Raw genomic sequence first — 19342 nt, 5'->3', positions numbered from 1 at the left:
CCAGGCAGCGGCAATTTTCTAGCCGCTCAACCAGACTCCGGGCCTTTATTTCCGTGCCTGCGAGCCTGCTTTCACACTATGTCAGGTGGTTTTATGGACAGCATCAACAGCCGCATCGCCGAGGAACTCGGCGTACGCCCGCAACAGGTCGAAGCGGCCGTCGCGCTACTCGATGAAGGCTCTACCGTTCCCTTCATCGCCCGTTACCGGAAAGAAGTCACCGGCAGCCTCGATGACACCCAGTTGCGTCATCTGGAAGAGCGTCTGCGTTACCTGCGAGAACTCGACGAACGGCGCATCAGCATCCTCGCCAGCATTCAGGAGCAGGGCAAACTCACCCCCGCCCTCGAGCGCGACATCAAACTCGCCGACACCAAGACCCGCCTCGAAGACTTGTACCTGCCGTACAAGCAGAAGCGCCGCACCAAGGGCCAGATTGCCCTGGAAGCCGGCCTCGGCGAGCTGGCCGACGGCCTGTTCAACGACCCGAATCTGTCGCCGGAAGCCGAAGCCGCACGCTTCGTCGACGCCGAGAAAGGCGTAGCCGACGTGAAAGCTGCGCTGGAAGGCGCCAAGTACATCCTGATGGAGCGCTTCGCCGAAGACGCCAGTCTGCTGGAGAAGCTGCGTAACTTCCTCAAGCAGGAAGCGACCATCAGCGCGCGCGTGATCGCTGGCAAGGAAGAAGAAGGCGCCAAGTTCCGCGACTACTTCGAACACGACGAGCCGCTGAAAAGCATGCCGTCGCACCGCGCACTCGCGATTTTCCGTGGCCGCAACGAAGGCATCCTCAGCTCCGCGCTGAAAGTCGGCGAAGAGCTGCCGGGCACCATGCACCCGTGCGAAGGCATGATCGGCCAGCAATTCGGCATCCAGAATCAGAACCGCCCGGCCGACAAATGGCTCGGTGAAGTGGTGCGCTGGACCTGGAAGGTCAAGCTTTACACGCACCTGGAAACCGACCTGCTCGGCGAACTGCGCGACAGTGCCGAAACCGAGGCGATCAACGTCTTCGCCCACAACCTGCATGACCTGCTGCTGGCCGCGCCGGCCGGCCCGCGTGCGACCCTGGGCCTTGACCCGGGCCTGCGTACCGGCTGCAAGGTCGCGGTTGTCGACTCCACCGGCAAGCTGCTCGATCACGCCACGGTTTATCCGCATGTGCCGCACAACAAGTGGGATCAGACCATCGCGATCCTGGCCGCCCTGTGCGCCAAGCACTCGGTTGACCTGATTGCCATCGGCAACGGCACCGCCAGCCGCGAAACCGACAAACTGGCGATCGAGCTGATCAAAAAATACCCGGCGATGAAGATGACCAAGGTCATGGTCTCCGAGGCCGGCGCCTCGGTGTACTCGGCATCCGAGCTGGCGGCCAAGGAATTCCCGGACCTGGACGTGTCGATCCGAGGTGCGGTGTCGATTGCCCGTCGCTTGCAGGATCCACTGGCCGAGCTGGTGAAGATCGATCCGAAATCCATCGGTGTCGGCCAGTACCAGCACGACGTGTCGCAGCTGAAGCTGGCGCGCGGTCTGGATGCGGTGGTCGAGGACTGCGTGAACGCCGTCGGTGTCGATGTGAACACCGCCTCGGTGGCCTTGCTGGCGCGGATCTCCGGCCTCAACGCGACCCTGGCGCAAAACATCGTCGCTCACCGTGACGAGCACGGCGCCTTCAAGACCCGTGCGGCGCTGAAGAAAGTTGCGCGTCTGGGCGAGAAAACCTTCGAACAGGCCGCAGGCTTCCTGCGCGTGATGAACGGCGACAACCCGCTCGATTCCTCGGCTGTTCACCCGGAAGCCTATCCGCTGGTGCAACGCATTGCCGCTGAAACCGACCGTGACATTCGCTCGCTGATTGGCGACGCCGCATTCCTCAAGCGTCTGGATCCGAAGAAATTCACCGACGAAACCTTCGGTCTGCCCACCGTCACCGACATCCTGCAAGAACTGGAAAAACCCGGCCGCGACCCGCGTCCGGAGTTCAAGACTGCCGAGTTCCAGGAAGGCGTCGAAGACCTCAAAGACCTGCAACTGGGGATGATCCTCGAAGGCGTCGTGACCAACGTGACCGCGTTTGGCGCGTTCGTCGACATCGGCGTGCATCAGGACGGTCTGGTGCACATCTCGGCGCTGTCGGAGAAGTTCATCAAGGACCCACGCGAAGCGGTGAAGGCCGGTGACGTGGTGAAAGTGAAGGTCATGGAAGTCGACATCCCGCGCAAACGCGTCGGCCTGTCGATGCGCATGAGTGATACCCCGGGCGAGAAGATCGACGGTGCCCGCGGTTCGCGTCCAGGCTCGGCACCGCGCCAGTCGTCGAACAACGCGCCGCGCAAGGAAACGGCCACAGCCGCTCCGGTGAACAACGCCATGGCTTCGCTGTTCGCTAACGCCAAGCAGTTGAAGAAACGCTGATGGAGATTCCGGCCGGGCTCGTCGAGAGCGCGTTTTTCCAGCTGTTGGGCTGCCGCCTGCACAGCCTGGAAACCGGGGTGGCGCAAGTCGCCCTGGTGCTGGAACCGCAACTGCGCAATCGCGGCGGCAAATTGCACGGTGGCGCACTGTTCAGTCTGGTGGATATCGCCATGGGGCTGGCCTGTTCCAGCACCCACGGCTTCGACCAGCAGAGCGCGACCATCGAGTGCAAGATCAACTACATCCGCGCCGTATCCGACGGCGAGGTGCTGTGCACGGCGCGGGTGATCCACCCGGGCCGTCGCACGCTGGTGGTCGAGGCCGACGTGATGCAGGGCGACAAACTGGTCGCAAAAGCGCAAGGCACGTTCGCTGTCCTGTAGATGTTGTTCATCATTTTGAGTTAATTTCGGCGCAATGAATCCTGTAGGAGCTGCCGCAGGCTGCGATCGTTTGATCTTGCTATTGAAAAACAAAATCAAAAGATCGCAGCCTGCGGCAGCTCCTACAGTTTATGTGTGTGGCTGACCGGCTAGAAAACCAGGCGAAAACGCCAGTTTCAACTTCACCCTTGTAGACCGTCCTGCCCACCCCCATATTGGGGCGACTGACGCGTGAAGGAATCCAAATTGAGCGAACTTCTCAACCGCCGCCTGGCTCTGCTCGGCGAGCGCGCCAACCTCTCTCTGCTCGAACAGTGCCTCCACGGTATCGAACGTGAATGCCTGCGCGTGACCAGTGAAGGTCGTCTGGCGCAAACGCCGCACCCGGAAGCCTTGGGTTCCGCGCTGACCAATGAACAGATCACCACCGATTATTCCGAGTCGCTGCTGGAATTCATCACCCCTGCCCTGCCCGACCCGGCCGATACGCTGGCGAGCCTGGACAAGATTCATCGTTTTGCCTACAGCAAGCTCGGCAACGAGTACCTGTGGAGTCCGTCGATGCCGTGCCCGTTGCCGGCCGAGGAAGACATCCCGATCGCCTATTACGGCACCTCCAACATCGGTCAGCTCAAATACGTCTACCGCAAGGGCCTGGCCCTGCGGTACGGCAAGACCATGCAGTGCATCGCCGGGATCCACTACAACTTTTCCCTGCCGGAAAAGCTCTGGCCGCTGCTGCGCGAAGCCGAGGGTTTTGTCGGCACCGACCGCGACTTCCAGTCGTCGTCCTACATCGCGCTGATCCGTAACTTCCGCCGTTACAGCTGGTTGCTGATGTACCTGTTCGGTGCCTCGCCGGCGCTGGACGCAGGCTTCCTGCGCGGCCGTTCGCACCAGTTGGAGCAGCTGGACCCGGACACGCTGTACCTGCCGTACGCCACCAGCCTGCGCATGAGCGACCTCGGTTACCAGAGCAACGCCCAGGCTGGCCTGACGCCGTGCTACAACGATCTGGCGAGCTACACCGACAGCCTGCGCAAGGCTGTGGCCACGCCGTATCCGCCATATGTGGAAGTCGGCACGCACCAGGATGGAGAGTGGGTTCAGCTCAACACCAACATCCTGCAGATCGAAAACGAGTACTACTCCAACATCCGCCCGAAACGCGTGACCTACACCGGCGAGCGGCCAATCCAGGCACTGATGGCCCGTGGCATTCAGTACGTCGAAGTGCGTTGCCTGGACATCAACCCGTTCCTGCCGATGGGCATCGACGTCACCGAGTCGCGCTTCCTCGACGCGTTCCTGCTGTATTGCGCGCTGAACGACAGTCCGCTGCTGACCAACACTTCGTGCGGCAATGCCACTTCGAACTTCCTCAGCGTGGTCAAGGAAGGCCGGCGTCCGGGGCTGCAATTGCAGCGTGACGGTGAAGCGGTCGAGCTGAAGGTCTGGGCAGCCGAGCTGCTGGAAAAAATCGCACCGCTGGCGGCGTTGCTTGATCAAAGCCACGGCGGCGACGCGCATAGCAAGGCGCTGGATGCGCAACTGGCCAAAGTCAGCGACCCGTCCCTGACCCCGTCGGCGCAGGTGCTGGCCGCGATGGCCGAGCACAAGGAAAGCTTTGCGCAATTCTCCCTGCGTCAGAGCCAGGCCCACGCCGAGTTCTTCCGCCGCGAGCCGTTGACGGCGGATGAGCAGGCGAAGTTCGAGGAACTGGCGCGTTCGTCGCTGGCGCAACAGGCGGAGCTTGAACAGAACGAGGTGGGCGATTTCGATGTGTTTGTCGGGTCGTATCAGGCGAGCATTCTGGCGATCAGCAACTAAGCGCCGCCTTTGAAAAGATCGCAGCCTGCGGCAGCTCCTACAGGGTGTACGCCTATTCCATGTAGGAGCTGCCGCAGGCTGCGATCTTTTGATATTTAGATTTTTCCGCTCATAAGCTAAGTCTAAAAAGTTATTTATTTTTAATTTCTTAGATCATTTAGTCTCCTTTCACGCCGATCGTCGGTCGCCTGATTTGGAGCACTCCCCATGAAACTGAATTTCCCGCTTCGCCTGCTGGCCGTGGCCTCTCTGGCTGCTGCAAGCTTTCTGGCGCAGGCCGCCGACCTCACCGTCGCTTACCAGACCACCGTCGACCCGGCGAAAGTCGCCCAGGCCGATGGCACCTACGAGAAAGCCACCAAAGCCGACATCAGCTGGCGCAAGTTCGACAACGGCGCCGACATCATCGCCGCCATTGCTTCCGGTGATGTGCAGATCGGCTATCTCGGTTCCAGCCCGCTGACCGCTGCGATCACCCGCAAAGTCCCGGTGGAAACTTTCCTCATCGCCACCCAGATCGGCGCCGCTGAAGCACTGGTCGCTCGCGACGGTTCCGGGATCAAGACCCCGCAGGATCTGGTCGGCAAGAAAATCGCCGTGCCGTTCGTGTCCACCGGTCACTACAGCCTGCTCGCCGCGCTGAAGCACTGGAACATCGATCCGTCGAAAGTCACCGTGCTCAACCTCGCCCCGCCAGCGATCATCGCCGCGTGGAAACGCGGTGATATCGACGCCACTTACGTGTGGGATCCGGCCCTCGGTGTGGCCAAGGAAAACGGCAAAGTGCTGATCACTTCCGGCGAACTGGCCAAGTTCGGCGCGCCGACCTTCGATGCCTGGATCGTGCGCAAGGACTTCGCCGAGAAGCACCCGGAAATCGTCACCGCGTTCGCCAAGGTCACCCTCGACGCCTACGCCGATTACCGCAAGGATCCCAAAGCCTGGCTCGCCGACCAGTCCCACGTCGACAAGCTGGTGAAACTCTCCGGCGCCAAGGCCAGCGACATTCCATTGCTGCTGCAAGGCAACGTCTACCCGTTGGCAGCTGATCAAGTGATCAGCCTCGGCGCGCCGACCACCCAAGCCATCACCGACACCGCCGCGTTCCTCAAGGAGCAAGGCAAGGTCGAAGCCGTGCTGCCGGACTACGCGCCGTACGTCAGCGCCAAATACATCACCAACTGATCGGGAGTTCACTGCGATGGCCTTGCTACAGCTGGAGCGCATCAGCGCACAGTACCCGGGCAGCCCGGAACCGGTGCTGGCGGACATTTCCCTGACCCTCGGGCCTCAGCAATTGCTGGTCGCCCTCGGCCCGTCCGGCAGTGGCAAGACCTCGCTGTTGAACCTGATTGCCGGCTTCGTCGAACCCAGCGCCGGGCGCATCACCCTCGACGGCGTGCCGGTCAAAGGCCCGAGCGCCGAACGTGGTGTGGTGTTTCAGGATGACGCGCTGCTGCCCTGGCAGGATGTGTTGGCCAACGTCGCGTTCGGTCTGGAACTGGCTGGTGTCGCCAAGGACAAGCGCGAAAAGATCGCCCGGGAAATGCTCGCGCTGGTTGATCTCTCAGGGTTCGAAAGCCGTCGTATCTGGCAACTCTCCGGCGGCCAGAAACAGCGCGTCGGCCTGGCCCGCGCCCTCGCGGCCGACCCGCGCGTGCTGCTGATGGACGAGCCCTTCGGCGCCCTCGACGCCTTCACCCGCGAGCAGATGCAGGAGCTGTTGCTGCAAGTCTGGCAGCGCACTGCAAAACCGGTGTTCCTGATTACCCACGACATCGAAGAAGCGGTATTCCTCGCCACTGACCTGATTCTGCTGGCGCCGAATCCGGGGCAGATCGTCGAGCGTCTGCCTCTGGATTTCGGCCAGCGCTACGCCGCCGGTGAGTCGGCGCGAGCGATCAAATCCGACCCGCGTTTTATCGAAACCCGCGAGCACGTGCTGAGCAAAGTGTTCTCGCAACGCAGCGCCGTACAACGGCAGGAGCGCGCATGAGCAGTTACGACGTTTCCGCCCCCGCAGTGAAAACCCCGTCGGTAGTGATTCCAGTCCGGCGCAGCCTCAGCACCCGCTGGATCAGCTTGCTGACCCTGTTCGCCTTGCTGGTGATCTGGTGGGCGGTGACCGCCAGCGGTTTGATCGAGCCGCTGTTTCTGCCACCACCGTCCGCCGTGTTGCAAAAAGGCTGGTTGCTGGCGACCACTGGTTACATGGATTCGACCCTGTGGCAGCACCTGGGCGCGAGCCTGAGCCGCATCGGTCTGGGTCTGGGTTTTGCGATTCTGACCGCAGTGCCGGTGGGCATCGCCATCGGCGCCAACCGTATTGCCCGTGGTGTGCTTGATCCGTTGATCGAGTTCTACCGGCCGATTCCGCCGCTGGCGTATCTGCCGCTGATCGTGATCTGGTGCGGTATCGGCGAGTTGTCGAAAGTGCTGCTGATCTACCTGGCGATTTTCGCGCCGATTGCCATTGCCACCGCGACCGGCGTGCGCACCGTTGACCCGGCGAAATTGCGCGCTGCGCAGTCGCTCGGTGCCACTCGCGCACAACTGATCCGCCATGTGATTTTGCCCAGCGCCCTGCCGGACATTCTCACCGGTGTGCGAATTGGTCTGGGCGTTGGCTGGTCGACCCTGGTCGCCGCCGAACTGATCGCCGCCACCAGCGGTTTGGGGTTCATGGTGCAGTCGGCTGCGCAATTTCTGGTCACCGATGTGGTGGTGCTGGGGATTCTGGTGATCGCCCTGATCGCCTTCGCCATGGAAATGGGCCTGCGCGCCCTGCAGCGCAAACTGGTGCCGTGGCACGGCCAAACCCACTAAAGCATTTGTGAATCCTCCCGTGTAGGAGCTGCCGCAGGCTGCGATCTTTTGATCTGCTTTTAAAAAACAAATCAAAAGATCGCAGCCTGCGGCAGCTCCTACAGGGGCGCGGTTACCCGGAATTGAAGAGAACCATCATGAGCAGCCTGACCATCACCCCCTTAAGTTCGGCCCTCGGCGCGCAGATCAGCGGCGTCGACGTCAGCCAGCCGTTGAACCTGGAACAGCGCAATGCCATCGAGCAGGCGCTGCTCACGTATCAGGTGCTGTTCTTCCGCAACCAGCCGATCGAGCCTGCGCAACAGGCGCGTTTCGCGGCGTACTTTGGCGACCTGCACATCCATCCGATCTACCCGAACGTGCCGGAACAGCCGGAAGTGCTGATCCTCGACACCGCCGTCACCGACGTGCGCGACAACGCGATCTGGCACACCGACGTGACCTTCCTGCCAACGCCGGCGATGGGCGCGGTGCTCAGCGCCAAGCTGCTGCCGGAGTTCGGTGGCGATACGTTGTGGGCCAGCGGGATTGCCGCGTACGAAGCGCTTTCGGCGCCGATGAAAACCCTGCTCGAAGGGCTGACTGCGACCCACGATTTCACCCGCTCGTTTCCGCTGGAGCGCTACGGCAACACGCCGGAGGCGTTGGCACAGTGGGAAGAGGCACGACGCAAGAACCCACCGTTGTCACACCCGGTGATCCGCACGCACCCGGTAAGCGGTCGCCGTTCGTTGTTCGTCAACGAAGGCTTCACCTCAAAGATCAACGAACTGTCTGACACCGAAAGCGCGGCGATTCTGAAATTCCTGTTCGCCCACGCAACGCGGCCTGAATTCACCATTCGCTGGCGCTGGCAGCAGGACGACATCGCGTTCTGGGATAACCGCGTGACCCAGCATTACGCGGTGGATGATTACCGTCCGGCACGACGGGTGATGCAGCGGGCGACGGTGCTGGGGGATGTGCCGTTCTTCAAATGAGGCCCGATTTCCTCATTGCCTGAACTGGCCCCTTCGCGGGCAAGCCCGCTCCCACAGGTACAGCACCGTTCACAGACTTTGTGTACGACTGGAACTCTGTGGGAGCGGGCTTGCCCGCGAAAGCGTCAGAGCAGGCGCCGAATAATTCGGCGCCAGTCACTTATTCAGCGGTCGAAGGCTTCTCCCACAGATTGATCCCGCCCTCCTGGGCAAAGCGATCAATCTCCGCCAGTTCCTCAGCACTGAAGCTCAGATTCTTCAACGCCCCGACGTTCTCGATGATCTGCTCCGGCCGGCTCGCACCGATCAGCGCCGAAGTTACCCGTGGATCACGCAGGGTCCAGGCCAATGCCAGCTGCGCCAGGCTCTGGCCACGACGCTTGGCAATCTCGTTCAACGCACGCACGTGGGCAATGTTGGCCTCGGACAAGTGCGACGCCTGCAGCGAACCACCGCCCGGACGATTGACCCGCGCATCCGCCGGCACGCCGTTGAGGTATTTGTCGGTCAGCAGACCTTGGGCCAACGGCGTGAACGCGATCACACCAGTGCCGAGTTCTTCGGTGGTGTCGAGCAGGTCCTTTTCCACCCAGCGATTGAGCAGGTTGTACGCCGGCTGATGAATCAGCAGCGGCACCTTCCATTCCTTGAGCAGCGCGGCGATCTCGCGGGTTTTCACCCCGGAGTACGACGAGATGCCGATGTACAACGCCTTGCCCTGCTGCACGGCGGTGGCGAGGGCGCTGGCGGTTTCTTCCAGAGGGGTGTCCGGGTCGAAGCGGTGCGAATAGAAAATATCCACGTAGTCCAGACCGAGGCGCTGCAGGCTCTGGTCGAGGCTGGCCAGCACGTATTTGCGCGAGCCACCGCCCTGACCATAAGGGCCGGGCCACATGTCCCAACCGGCCTTGCTGGAGATGATCAGCTCATCGCGGTACGGCTTGAAGTCTTCGCGCAGCAGACGACCGAAATTGGTCTCGGCGCTGCCGTATGGCGGGCCGTAGTTGTTGGCCAGGTCGAAGTGGTTGATGCCCAGGTCGAACGCAGTGCGCAGTAGAGCACGCTGGGTGTCGATCGGCGTGCTGTCGCCGAAGTTGTGCCACAGGCCCAGCGACAGCGCCGGCAGCACCAGACCGCTGCGGCCGACGCGGCGGTAAGGGATGGAGTCGTAGCGGTTTTCGGCAGCGGTGTAAGTCATCGAATCCTCTCTTGTTTGATTAACAGCAAATTGAGGGTGAATTTCAACTTTGTGGTGAGGGGATTTATCCCCGATGGACGGCGTAGCCGTCCCAAAAAAATCGCGAATTTGAATACAGATTTGGGGGTGGCTTTCGCCACCCATCGGGGATAAATCCCCTCACCACAGGGTGTTTACACAAATCTGTTTTGCGGTCGGGCCAGGCCGAGGTGCTCGCGCAAGGTTCGGCCCTCATACTCGGTTCTGAACAGCCCACGCCGTTGCAGTTCCGGGACCACGCCATTAGCGAAGTCTTCGAGACCGCCCGGCAGGTGCGGCACCAGCACGTTGAAGCCATCCGCCGCGCCTTGTTCGAACCACGCCTGCAAGTGATCGGCGATCTGCGTCGGCGTGCCCACCAGGCTGTAATGCCCGCGTCCGCCAGCAATCCTGCGGCCCAATTCGGCGAGGGTCAGGTTCTCCCGGCCCGCCAGCTCAGTCAGCAGTTTCTGCCGGCTCTGCTGGCCGCTGTCGGTCAGCGGCAACTCAGGCAACGGTCCGTCCAGCGGGTACTTCGACAAGTCGAAGTTGCCCAGCATACGCCCAAGCAACGCCACGCCAACCTCCGGCTCGACCAATTGCTGAAACGTTTCACATTTTTCCTGCGCTTCGGTTTCTGTCTGCCCGACGACGACAAACACCCCGGGCATGATTTTCAGCGAGTCGGCACCGCGCCCGTACTTGGCCAGACGTCCCTTGAGGTCGGCATAGAATGCCTGCGCACCGGCCAGCGACGTCTGCGCTGTGAACACCACTTCAGCAGTTTGTGCCGCCAGCTCACGCCCGGTTTCGGACGAGCCGGCCTGCACGATTACCGGTTGTCCCTGCGGCGAGCGTGCGACGTTCAACGGGCCTTTCACCCGAAAGTGCTCACCGACGTGATCCAGCACGTGAAGCTTCGACGGGTCGTAATAAGCGCCACTGGCCTTATCGCGGACAAACGCATCATCCTCCCAACTGTCCCACAGCCCGGTGACCACCTGATGAAACTCCCGGGCGCGGCTGTAGCGTTCGGCGTGGCCGATGTGCTCATCGCGACCAAAGTTCAGTGCCTCGGCAGCGTTGTCCGAGGTCACCAGATTCCACCCGGCGCGGCCGCCCGACAGATGATCGAGCGAAGCGAATTTGCGTCCCACGTGATACGGCTCGTTGTAGCTGGTGGTCGCCGTGGCGATCAGGCCGATGTGCTCGGTCACCGCGCTCAGGGCCGACAGCAAAGTCAGCGGCTCGAAGTGATCCGAGCGTGCCATGCGGCTGGCGATGTCCTGGGTCGGCGCGGCGACGCTGTCGGCGACGAACAGCGTGTCGAACTTCGCCGCCTCGGCAATCTGCGCCAGACGCTTGTAGTGGGCGAAATCCAGCCCGGCATTGGCCGGTACCTGCGGGTGACGCCACGCGGCGACGTGGTGCCCGGTGGCCATGAGAAACGCGCCAAGTTTCAGTTGTCTGCTCATCTCAGAAATCCTTGCGCAGTTGTACGCCGAAGTAGCGCTCGTCATCCCGTGGCACGGCGCGATAGATGTAGTTGCCGCCGCTGGCGAGCAGGGGTGAATAGGACTTGTCGGCGAGGTTTTTGCCCAGCAGCGCCACGCGCCAGCCGTTGCTGTAATCGGCGAGCGCGACGCTGGCGTTCCAGAGGCCGTAGGCACCTTGTTTGGTGTCGGCGTTCTGACTGATGTCGTACTGCACTTCGCTCTGCCAGCTGTAGTCGGTGCCGAGTTCGATATCCAGGCCGTTGTCCAGCGGGATGCTGTAGTCGGCGCGCACGTAGCTTTTCCAGTCGGGACTGAACGGCAACGGCTTGCCATTGACGTTGCAGGACGCCGCCGCACCGGCCGGGCAACTGAATTGGTCGATGCGCGCGCGGGTGTAGGCCAGCGCCCCGGAGAACTTCAGTTGCTGGGTCGCCTGCAAGGCGTAATCGAGCTCGACGCCTTCGGTGCGGACGCTGCCGGCGTTGATCAGGCGCGTCACCACTTGCCCGGCGACCGTGTCGAAAAAGTTCGCTTGATAGTTGTCGTAGTCGCTGTGGAACACCGCGAGGTTGGTGGTCAGCCGGTTGTTCCAGCTGGTGGCCTTGATCCCCGCCTCCCAGGTGTTCGAGGTTTCCGGTTTCAGCGCTTCGGTGTCACGCGGCTGCATGTTGAAGAACACGTTGTAGGCCGGGCCTTTGTAGCCGCGCGAATAGGTCAGGTACGTGGTGACCGCATCGCTGAGGTCGTACTGCACGCCGAGCCGGCCGGACCAGCCGTCCTCGTCCACCGAACCGGAACTGCGGGTGGCCGGCTGGATGCCGCTGACCGTGGTCGCCGAGGTCGAGACGCGGCGGTGAGCGTATTCCAGATCATCGTGGGTGTAGCGCAGGCCGGCGATGCCACGCAGGTCGGAAGTGAAGTTCAGCGTGGCTTCGCCAAACGCCGCGTAGCTGTCGCTGGTGGTGCTGTAGTCAGCCACGCCACGGTTGACGCTGGTCGGCGTCGTCAGGGTGCGCTGGTAGGTCTCGTCATCCTTGCCGTGCATGTAGAACAGGCCGCCGACGTATTCGAGGAACTGACCTTTCGGCGAAGCCAGGCGCAGCTCTTGCGAGTACTGGTCGAAGGCCAGATCGCCCTTGTCGGCGGTGCCGGGGAACGCTGCAGTGATCGTGCTCAGCCGATCGCCGTCCTGATACTGGGTGTTGTCCCAGCCGCGCCACGCAGTGATCGAGGTCAGTGTGTAATCGCCCAGTTGCCAGTCGAGCTGGCCGGACAGGCCCTTGTTGGTGTCCTCGACATGGCTGCGGGTATCGGTGTTGATGTCGCGGTTGTGGCTGCTGGCGTAGACCGGGCCCAGCGCGTTGGCGAAGGCCGGGGTCAGCGACTTGCTGACCACGCCGTTGGGGCCGTCGTCGTGGGACTGCATGTAGTCGGCAATCAAGGTGAAGGTGACGTCGTCGTTCGGGGTGAATTCGAGTTTGCCGCGCACCCCGCGATGGTTGTAGCCGTTGACCTCCTGGCCGTTGTGCTGGTTATCGACGTTGCCGTCGTACGTGCCGAACAGGGTACTGATCGACCCCTTGAGCGTATCCGGAATCAGGCTGCCGCCAATGCCGAAGCGGGTGCGGCTTTCGTTGCCGCTGTAGTACGACTGGTCGATGTAACCGTGGGTCTCGTTGGTCGGCGCCTTGCTGGTGATGTTGAGCACACCGGCCGAGGCGTTCTTGCCGAACAGCGTGCCTTGCGGGCCACGCAGCACTTCGACGCGCTCCAGATCCAGCAGGTCGAGCGTCGATTGACCGGGACGCGCATAGACCACGCCATCGATCACCGTGGCCACCGTTGGCTCGACGCCGGGGGAGGTGGAAATCGTGCCGACGCCCCGCACAAACAACGAGGTGTCCTTGTTCGACGCCCCAGTGCGGAAATTCAGCGACGGCACTTGCTGGACGATGCTTGCCACGCCGTTACGGTTATCGCGTTCCAGTTGTTCGCCGTCGATCACCGACACTGCCACCGGCACCTTCTGCAGCGACTCTTCACGGCGAGTGGCGGTGACCGTGACGGACTTGAGGGTCGGCTCTTGTTCGCTGCTGTCGGCGGCGAAAGCCGTGGGCAGCGGCAACGCCGCCAGCCCTGTAAAAATCCAGCCAGCGGCGCGAATCGATTGCGCCAGTTTGTGTGTCGCCCCAGGAGTGCTGTGCATGGTTGCCCGCTCGAAATTGGCCCTGAACCGCTGCCGTTCTGCGACGACAGCGCCTGAATCGGTGTCTTGGGCATTCGCTCGAGCGAGTAGCAGACAATGCGCCTTGTTAGCGCTAACATCGCAAGTATTGGCAAGCTCGGCATAGAGCGTCCAATACTGAAAAATTACTTTTATATGCGTTTTGGTTTTTAAGAAGGATCGAGCCTTGAGCCAGGAAAAGCCCCGCAAACGCCGTGGCGCCGGACGCGTGACCCTGAATGCAGTGGCGCGCGAGGCTGGCGTCTCGGCGATTACCGTGTCGCGCTATTTCAATCAGCCGGAAACCGTCTCGCCGGAACGCCGCGAGCGAATTGCAGCGGTGGTCGCCAAGCTGGGTTACGTGCCGAATCTGGTGGCCGGCGGCCTGGCCTCGGCGCGGGGGAAAATCGTCGGCATGGTGATTCCGAATATCTCCGGACCGATTTTTGCCAACACCATTCAGGGCTTCAGCGACACCCTCAGCCGCCACGGTTATCAGCTGCTGCTGGCGTCGAGTTACTTCAGTACCGAACAGGAAGAAAACGCCGTGCGCGCGTTTCTCGGCTGGTCGCCGGCGGCGCTGGTGCTGACCAGCCACTTTCACAGTTCGGGCACGGAAAAGATGATCGCCGAAGCGGATGTTCCGGTGATCGAAACCTGGGATTACCAGCCGGACCGCGAACCGATGCAGATTGGCTTTTCGCACTATGAAGTCGGTGTGACCGCTGCCCGCTATCTGCTCGACAGAGGCTATCGCCGCATCGCTTTCGTGCAGAACAGCGCACTCGGTGACCTCAGTGCCCTCGAACGTCGCGACGGTTATGCCGCCACCGTGCGCGAGTTCGGCCTTGAGCCTTGGGTATTCGCCCCCGACGCCGACCGCGCGCCGTTCGAAGCCGGCAAGCAAGCGATGGAAGCGCTGATGAACGCCGCTCCCCGCCCCGACGCGATCATCTTCGCCAACGACAACCTCGCCGCCGGCGGCCTGCTCGCCGGGCAACGCGCAGGCCTTAAGATTCCCGAAGACTGCGCCGTGCTCGGCTTCGGCGATTACCCGTTCGCCGAGATGCTGTTGCCGAGCCTGAGCACGATCAAGCCACCGGCACTGGAGATCGGCGTGCTGGCGGCAACGCGGGTATTGGAAAGTCTTGGGGTGCTGTCGAGCGATGATGTGCAGCGGCTGAATCTGTTGCAGTGCCAGTTGATCGAGCGCGAAAGTACATGAATCAACAACCTCTGTAGGAGCTGCCGCAGGCTGCGATCTTTTGATTCTGGCTTTTAAAAGCGAAAGATCGCAGCCTGCGGCAGCTCCTACAGGTTATGCCGACAATTCGCGTAACGCAGCGGCGGCCAGAAATCCGGAGCGGGAACTGTAGCGCTGATCACGCCGGACTGTTTGATCTATTCGCTCCAGCAGTTGCTCGGGCAACGTGGCGTTGAAGCGTACCGACTTGCCGAAATAGGGTGTGATATCAAAGTCGACGACACCCCAGATTCCACCCGCATAATCCGGGTTGTCGAGATGTGCATCAATGTCCCGAACTCGAGGCAACGGTGCACCATCAGCCACCAGCCCCTCATAGTGCAGGGCCAGAGCCTCCTGAGTGTTTTCAAAAGCTTCGGCTACCGTGCTCCCTGCGGAGAAGCACCCCGGTACATCCGGGACAATCACTCCGTAGTCCGAGTCGGCATCCTTGTGCAAAACGACCGGGAATTTCATAAACGTGAATCCTTCGTCTGACGTGTCCATAAAAGGACTTTCACTTCCAATAACGGGCTTCATTTCAACCCCGCCTGTTTCAAAATGCTGTTGATCGTCCCTTTGGGAAGGTCTGAATCCGGATGCTTGATCGTCACCCGACCCGGCTTGCGCGGATGCTTGTACTGATGGTGACTGCCCTTCACTGCAACCAGATACCAACCATCCTCCTCGATCATCCTGATCATTTCCCGACTACGCATTTCCTTCGCCCTGTTCGACAGCAAGAGCGGGTCACTTTAGGGCGTAAGCAACCGATTTATACACACGATACACACTCTGAGAAATATTAGCTGGGTGAACAAACGCTCGGTAAGTGGTTCGACCAACGGCAGGCGCGAGCCAGCGAGAAAGGGCCTTGCCGTCCAGATATATTTGAATGCGTCGCGAAATGTGTCTGATCGAGAATGGTTGGCTTGTATTGATGCGGGCTGACTTGACTATGCTCTCAATGACACCGAGGTGGCCCTTTCGCGGGCAAGCCCGCTCCCACAGGATCTTTGTTGTGTACAGAATCTGTGAATGACCGAGATCACTTCGGGAGCGGGCTTGCCCGCGAAGGCGTCCGATCAAGCACCGCATAACCCGCAGGCACACCCATGCACACCGCCATCATCATCTTCTTCGGCCTGGTCCTGCTCGCCCTGATGCTCTACATCGGCGAGCGCATCGGCTTCAGCCGACAAACTCTGGCCTACAGCTTCGCCGCGCTGTGGCTGGCATTGACGGTGATCAATGGTGCGGTGGGGGTGGTGCATGCCGGGCAGCCGCTGGGTTCGGAGATCGCGGTGGGCAGTGCGGTGTTCGGGGTGCCGATGGCGGCGATGGTGTTGTTCATGGTACTGAGCGCCGAGTCGTGAAACGTCCCGGCGCTCAGTTGCCGATCAACGCACCAGATGCAGGAACTGCATGTGGCGTTCGTACTGGTCGAGGATGTCGTTAATGATCTGTTCCTTGGTGTAGCCGACCAGATCGTAGTCCTGACTGCCCTCGCTCAAGTGCACTTCAGCGCGGTAGTAGCGGCGGTTGTTGAGTTGCTTGGAACCCATGCCACCCCGGGCAAACGACGGCGTGAAGTAGCCGCGCATCTGCACTTGGTAGATGAACGGATGCTGCTCACCGTGGCCGATTTCCAGGCTGATGTTGTCGTGCGCCGGATCCGGCTGGGTGACTACGTTCAAGCCCTTTTCGACGAAGACCGCCGTCACTTCCTCAATCGCCGGGCGCACCGTGGTGTCCATGAAGCGGTACACCTCGTCGCGCGACGGGAAGTGCACCGCCTGACTCAGACGCTGGCGCCAGCCGCCCGTGCCACGCCGCGAACCGGAGACCGGTGCCAGCGAATGCAGTTGCGCGATCTGCTTCTGCGATTCCAGATAGAACGCCTTGTGCAGGCCCCACATCATCAGCAGCAAAATCATCGAGAACGGCAGCGAGGTCAGCACCACCGCCGATTTCAGCGCATCGATGCTGCCGGAAAACAGCAGCGCGCTGGTGATCAACGCGGTCATCGCGCCCCAGAACACTCGCAGCCATTTCGGCCCGTCTTCGTCCGGGCTGCCGCCCTTGGCCGACAGGGTCGAGAGCACAACGGTGCCGGAGTCGGCAGACGTGACGAAGAACACGAAGCTGATGAATACCGTCACCGCGATGACGGTCTTGCTCCACGGGTAGGTTTCCAGCAGCAGATAAAGACTCATCGACGGGTTGTCGAGGGCCGACATGCCCAGCGCCGACATACCGTGGTTGAGCACCTGATCGATAGCGCTGTTGCCGAAGATCGACATCCACGCCAGGGTGAAACCGAGCGGAATCAGCAGCACGCCGAAGACGAATTCGCGGATGGTGCGGCCACGGGAAATCCGCGCGATGAACAGGCCCACGAACGGCGACCATGCGATCCACCAGGCCCAGTAGAACACGGTCCAGCCGCCGAGCCAGTCGCTTGGTTTGTCGTAGGCGTAGAGGTCGAAACTCTTCATCGGCAACGCGCCGAGGTAGTCGCCGAGGTTCTGGATCAGGGTGTTGAGCAGGTGCTGGGTGGGACCGGCGAACAGCACGAACAGCAGCAGCGCACAGGCCAGCAACATGTTGATGTCGGACATCACCCGCACGCCCTTGTCCACACCGGAGACGGCGACGATGATCGCCGCGCCCATCATCAGCGTGATCAGGCCGACCTGAATCCATTGGGTGTGGGCGATGCCGAACAGGTAGTCCAGACCCGAGTTGAGGTGCAGCACACCAAAACCCATGTCGGCACCCAGGCCGAACACCGTAGCGATAATGCCGAAGCCGTCTACCGCGTAACCGATGGGGCCGTTGATGCGCTTGCCGATCAGCGGGTACAGCGCCGAACGCAAGGCCAGCGGCAGGTTATGCCGGTAGGCGAAATAGGCCAGCGCCATGCCGACAAAGGCGAACACGCCCCAGCCATGCAGGCCCCAGTGCAGAAACAGAATCTGCATCGCCTGGCGCGCTGCATCGGCGGTGCCGGCCTCGCCTTGTGGTGGTTGCAGCATGTGCGTCAGCGGTTCGGACACGCAGAAGAAAAACAGGGTGATGCTGATCCCGGCGGCGAACAGCATGCCGGCCCAGGACAGGTAACTGAACTCGGGTTCGTCGTGGTCGGCACCGAGTTTGATCTTGCCGTAGCCCGATAACGCGGTGACCACCACGAAGACCAGATACAGCGTCATCGCGAGCATGTAGTACCAGCCGACCGTATTGGCCGCCCAGTTCTGTGCAGCCAGCAACCAGGCTCCAGCCTGCTCCGGCATGGCGATGACAACCAGACCAAACAGCAGAATGACCGTCGCGGCGAAGTAGAACACCGGCGGATTCATGCGTACCAGACCGCTGGCGGGGGTGGACGATGCACTCATGAAACGTGCACCTCGAGGGGTTGAATCGTGGCTGAAATGATCGGACTCAGCAAAGGCAAGCCTCCTGTTGTGAGCGGGCAGCGAACCACCGGTTTAACTTGAATGAACGTTCAAGTTAAACATGGATAGGGTGGTAAGGACTAATCGCAGGGCCAGGCGGTAGTTTTCGTACAGCAGCCCAAGGAGGGGTATGACGCGGGTTTGAAGGGATTCGTTCAATGGAGAATTGGCTGAATGCCATCAACCTGATTCGATGCGAAAATTGTGGCGAGGGAGCTTGCTCCCGCTGGACTGCGCAGCAGTCCCAATCCGGCGTCAGTCGCAATTGGGAGTCCTGCGGCCTCCAGCGGGAGCAAGCTCCCTCGCCACAAACGAACTGGAAATCTTACTTCTGCGTCCCGTCATCATGCTGCAGATTGGCCTGGGTCAGGTTGCTCCCCGCCGGCACACTGCGGGTCAGCCAGACATTGCCGCCAATGGTCGAACCCTGGCCAATGGTGATCCGCCCCAGAATCGTCGCCCCGGCGTAAATCACCACGTCATCCTCGACAATCGGATGCCGTGGATGGCCCTTCTGCAACTGCCCGTCTTCATCGGCCGGGAAGCGCTTGGCGCCCAAAGTCACGGCCTGATAAATCCGCACCCGCTCGCCGATGATCGCGGTCTCGCCGATCACCACACCGGTACCGTGGTCGATGAAGAAGCTGCGGCCGATCTGCGCGCCGGGGTGGATATCGATGCCGGTGGCCGAGTGCGCAATTTCCGCGCTGATCCGCGCCAGCAACGGTAACCCGGCGCGATACAAATGGTGCGCCAGACGATGGTGGATCACCGCCAGAATCCCTGGATAGCACAACAGCACCTCATCGACGCTGCGCGCCGCCGGGTCACCGTGATAGGCCGCCAGCACGTCGGTATCGAGCAGGCTGCGGAGGCCCGGCAAGGCCAGGGCGAAGTCCTGAATGATGCGAATCGCCTGCGCTTCGACATCAGCATCGCCTTGCGCGCTGTGCCGGGCGACATACCGCAATTCCAGCCGCGCCTGCGCCAGCAAGGCATTCAACGCAGTATCGAGGGTGTGGCCGACATAGAAGTCTTCGCTTTCCTCACGCAGGTCCACTGGCCCCAGCCGCATCGGGAACAACGCACCACACAGCGCCTCGAGAATCTCGGCCATCGCCGCGCGGGACGGCAACTCGCGACCACCCTGCTCGCCGCTGGCCCGGCCATTCTGAGTACGCCACTGATCCCGCGCGGTACGCAGTTGGCTGACGATGGTCTGCAATTGCCAATGGCTGGAACGCTCGCTCACGGTAAAGACTCCT

At 61.5% G+C, this 19342-nt stretch carries 16 protein-coding genes; 9 read left to right on the top strand and 7 right to left on the bottom strand.

All coding sequences use genetic code 11. The features are described from left to right. The first annotated feature begins 93 nt into the window (after positions 1 to 93). From GTQ41_RS01420 to tauD, 7 genes are all read left to right on the top strand, one after another. On the top strand, positions 94 to 2418 hold the full coding sequence (locus GTQ41_RS01420; protein WP_047290812.1) for a Tex family protein: 2325 nt from the start codon (positions 94 to 96) through the stop codon (positions 2416 to 2418). Next, positions 2418 to 2801, top strand: a complete 384-nt coding sequence (locus GTQ41_RS01415; protein WP_052912698.1) for a PaaI family thioesterase — start codon at positions 2418 to 2420, stop codon at positions 2799 to 2801. The genes GTQ41_RS01420 and GTQ41_RS01415 overlap by 1 nt, the downstream gene beginning before the upstream one ends. Positions 2802 to 3047: 246 nt before the next feature. Beyond that, on the top strand, positions 3048 to 4631 hold the full coding sequence (gshA, locus tag GTQ41_RS01410; RefSeq protein ID WP_047290811.1) for a glutamate--cysteine ligase: 1584 nt from the start codon (positions 3048 to 3050) through the stop codon (positions 4629 to 4631). 207 nt (positions 4632 to 4838) lie between these two features. Beyond that, the gene (gene tauA / locus GTQ41_RS01405; protein WP_047290810.1) at positions 4839 to 5816 is read left to right on the top strand and encodes a taurine ABC transporter substrate-binding protein; all 978 of its coding nucleotides are present in this window, start codon (positions 4839 to 4841) and stop codon (positions 5814 to 5816) included. Between the two features lie 16 nt (positions 5817 to 5832). Continuing rightward, complete coding sequence (gene tauB / locus GTQ41_RS01400) at positions 5833 to 6627, top strand: taurine ABC transporter ATP-binding subunit (protein WP_047290809.1); 795 nt, start codon at positions 5833 to 5835, stop codon at positions 6625 to 6627. Further along, positions 6624 to 7457, top strand: coding sequence for a taurine ABC transporter permease TauC (tauC, locus tag GTQ41_RS01395; RefSeq protein WP_047290808.1), 834 nt, complete (start codon positions 6624 to 6626; stop codon positions 7455 to 7457). Before tauB ends, tauC begins: the two co-directional genes overlap by 4 nt. A gap of 137 nt (positions 7458 to 7594) precedes the next feature. Continuing rightward, positions 7595 to 8437, top strand: a complete 843-nt coding sequence (gene tauD, locus GTQ41_RS01390) for a taurine dioxygenase (protein WP_047290807.1) — start codon at positions 7595 to 7597, stop codon at positions 8435 to 8437. A 160-nt stretch (positions 8438 to 8597) separates the two neighbouring features. Here the strand turns inward: tauD and mgrA are convergent, their stop codons facing one another. From mgrA to GTQ41_RS01375, 3 genes are all read right to left on the bottom strand, one after another. Beyond that, positions 8598 to 9635 carry an L-glyceraldehyde 3-phosphate reductase gene (gene mgrA / locus GTQ41_RS01385; RefSeq protein WP_047290806.1) on the bottom strand — a complete coding sequence of 346 codons (1038 nt, stop codon included), beginning with the start codon at positions 9633 to 9635 and terminating at the stop codon, positions 8598 to 8600. 173 nt (positions 9636 to 9808) lie between these two features. Next, complete coding sequence (locus tag GTQ41_RS01380; RefSeq protein ID WP_047290805.1) at positions 9809 to 11128, bottom strand: LLM class flavin-dependent oxidoreductase; 1320 nt, start codon at positions 11126 to 11128, stop codon at positions 9809 to 9811. A gap of 1 nt (position 11129) precedes the next feature. Beyond that, on the bottom strand, positions 11130 to 13355 hold the full coding sequence (locus tag GTQ41_RS01375; RefSeq protein ID WP_047290804.1) for a TonB-dependent receptor: 2226 nt from the start codon (positions 13353 to 13355) through the stop codon (positions 11130 to 11132). 205 nt (positions 13356 to 13560) lie between these two features. Here GTQ41_RS01375 and GTQ41_RS01370 point away from each other — a divergent pair, with 205 nt between their 5' ends. Further along, entirely contained in the window at positions 13561 to 14598 is a 1038-nt protein-coding gene (locus GTQ41_RS01370; protein ID WP_047290803.1) for a LacI family DNA-binding transcriptional regulator, read from the top strand. Positions 14599 to 14691: 93 nt separating this feature from the next. Here the strand turns inward: GTQ41_RS01370 and GTQ41_RS01365 are convergent, their stop codons facing one another. Beyond that, positions 14692 to 15093 (bottom strand): type II toxin-antitoxin system HicB family antitoxin, encoded by a 402-nt coding sequence (locus tag GTQ41_RS01365; protein ID WP_047291023.1) that lies wholly within the window; start codon positions 15091 to 15093, stop codon positions 14692 to 14694. A gap of 59 nt (positions 15094 to 15152) precedes the next feature. Beyond that, positions 15153 to 15335, bottom strand: coding sequence for a type II toxin-antitoxin system HicA family toxin (locus tag GTQ41_RS01360; protein ID WP_027611194.1), 183 nt, complete (start codon positions 15333 to 15335; stop codon positions 15153 to 15155). Positions 15336 to 15731: 396 nt separating this feature from the next. Here GTQ41_RS01360 and GTQ41_RS01355 point away from each other — a divergent pair, with 396 nt between their 5' ends. Beyond that, positions 15732 to 15992 (top strand): hypothetical protein, encoded by a 261-nt coding sequence (locus GTQ41_RS01355; protein ID WP_025110994.1) that lies wholly within the window; start codon positions 15732 to 15734, stop codon positions 15990 to 15992. Between the two features lie 24 nt (positions 15993 to 16016). On the opposite strand, the gene betT is transcribed toward GTQ41_RS01355, so the two are convergent. Further along, positions 16017 to 17978 carry a choline transporter BetT gene (gene betT, locus GTQ41_RS01350; RefSeq protein ID WP_196302412.1) on the bottom strand — a complete coding sequence of 654 codons (1962 nt, stop codon included), beginning with the start codon at positions 17976 to 17978 and terminating at the stop codon, positions 16017 to 16019. 424 nt (positions 17979 to 18402) lie between these two features. Beyond that, positions 18403 to 19329, bottom strand: coding sequence for a serine O-acetyltransferase EpsC (gene epsC / locus GTQ41_RS01345; protein WP_041071188.1), 927 nt, complete (start codon positions 19327 to 19329; stop codon positions 18403 to 18405). Positions 19330 to 19342 lie beyond the last annotated feature (13 nt).

Source organism: Pseudomonas sp. AN-B15, from assembly GCF_019056475.1.
Taxonomy (GTDB): Bacteria; Pseudomonadota; Gammaproteobacteria; order Pseudomonadales; family Pseudomonadaceae; genus Aquipseudomonas; species Aquipseudomonas parakoreensis.
This window is presented reverse-complemented; position numbering and strand designations above follow the sequence as displayed.

What these genes read in the sequence shown, in the direction of transcription:
- GTQ41_RS01360 (WP_027611194.1), bottom strand. Translation starts at nt 15,335, where the DNA reads ATGCGTAGTCGGGAAATGATCAGGATGATCGAGGAGGATGGTTGGTAT.
- GTQ41_RS01375 (WP_047290804.1), bottom strand. Translation starts at nt 13,355, where the DNA reads ATGCACAGCACTCCTGGGGCGACACACAAACTGGCGCAATCGATTCGC.
- betT (WP_196302412.1), bottom strand. Translation starts at nt 17,978, where the DNA reads ATGAATCCGCCGGTGTTCTACTTCGCCGCGACGGTCATTCTGCTGTTT.
- GTQ41_RS01420 (WP_047290812.1), top strand. Translation starts at nt 94, where the DNA reads ATGGACAGCATCAACAGCCGCATCGCCGAGGAACTCGGCGTACGCCCG.
- mgrA (WP_047290806.1), bottom strand. Translation starts at nt 9,635, where the DNA reads ATGACTTACACCGCTGCCGAAAACCGCTACGACTCCATCCCTTACCGC.
- tauA (WP_047290810.1), top strand. Translation starts at nt 4,839, where the DNA reads ATGAAACTGAATTTCCCGCTTCGCCTGCTGGCCGTGGCCTCTCTGGCT.
- tauD (WP_047290807.1), top strand. Translation starts at nt 7,595, where the DNA reads ATGAGCAGCCTGACCATCACCCCCTTAAGTTCGGCCCTCGGCGCGCAG.
- tauB (WP_047290809.1), top strand. Translation starts at nt 5,833, where the DNA reads ATGGCCTTGCTACAGCTGGAGCGCATCAGCGCACAGTACCCGGGCAGC.
- GTQ41_RS01355 (WP_025110994.1), top strand. Translation starts at nt 15,732, where the DNA reads ATGCACACCGCCATCATCATCTTCTTCGGCCTGGTCCTGCTCGCCCTG.
- GTQ41_RS01365 (WP_047291023.1), bottom strand. Translation starts at nt 15,093, where the DNA reads ATGAAATTCCCGGTCGTTTTGCACAAGGATGCCGACTCGGACTACGGA.
- tauC (WP_047290808.1), top strand. Translation starts at nt 6,624, where the DNA reads ATGAGCAGTTACGACGTTTCCGCCCCCGCAGTGAAAACCCCGTCGGTA.
- GTQ41_RS01380 (WP_047290805.1), bottom strand. Translation starts at nt 11,128, where the DNA reads ATGAGCAGACAACTGAAACTTGGCGCGTTTCTCATGGCCACCGGGCAC.
- GTQ41_RS01415 (WP_052912698.1), top strand. Translation starts at nt 2,418, where the DNA reads ATGGAGATTCCGGCCGGGCTCGTCGAGAGCGCGTTTTTCCAGCTGTTG.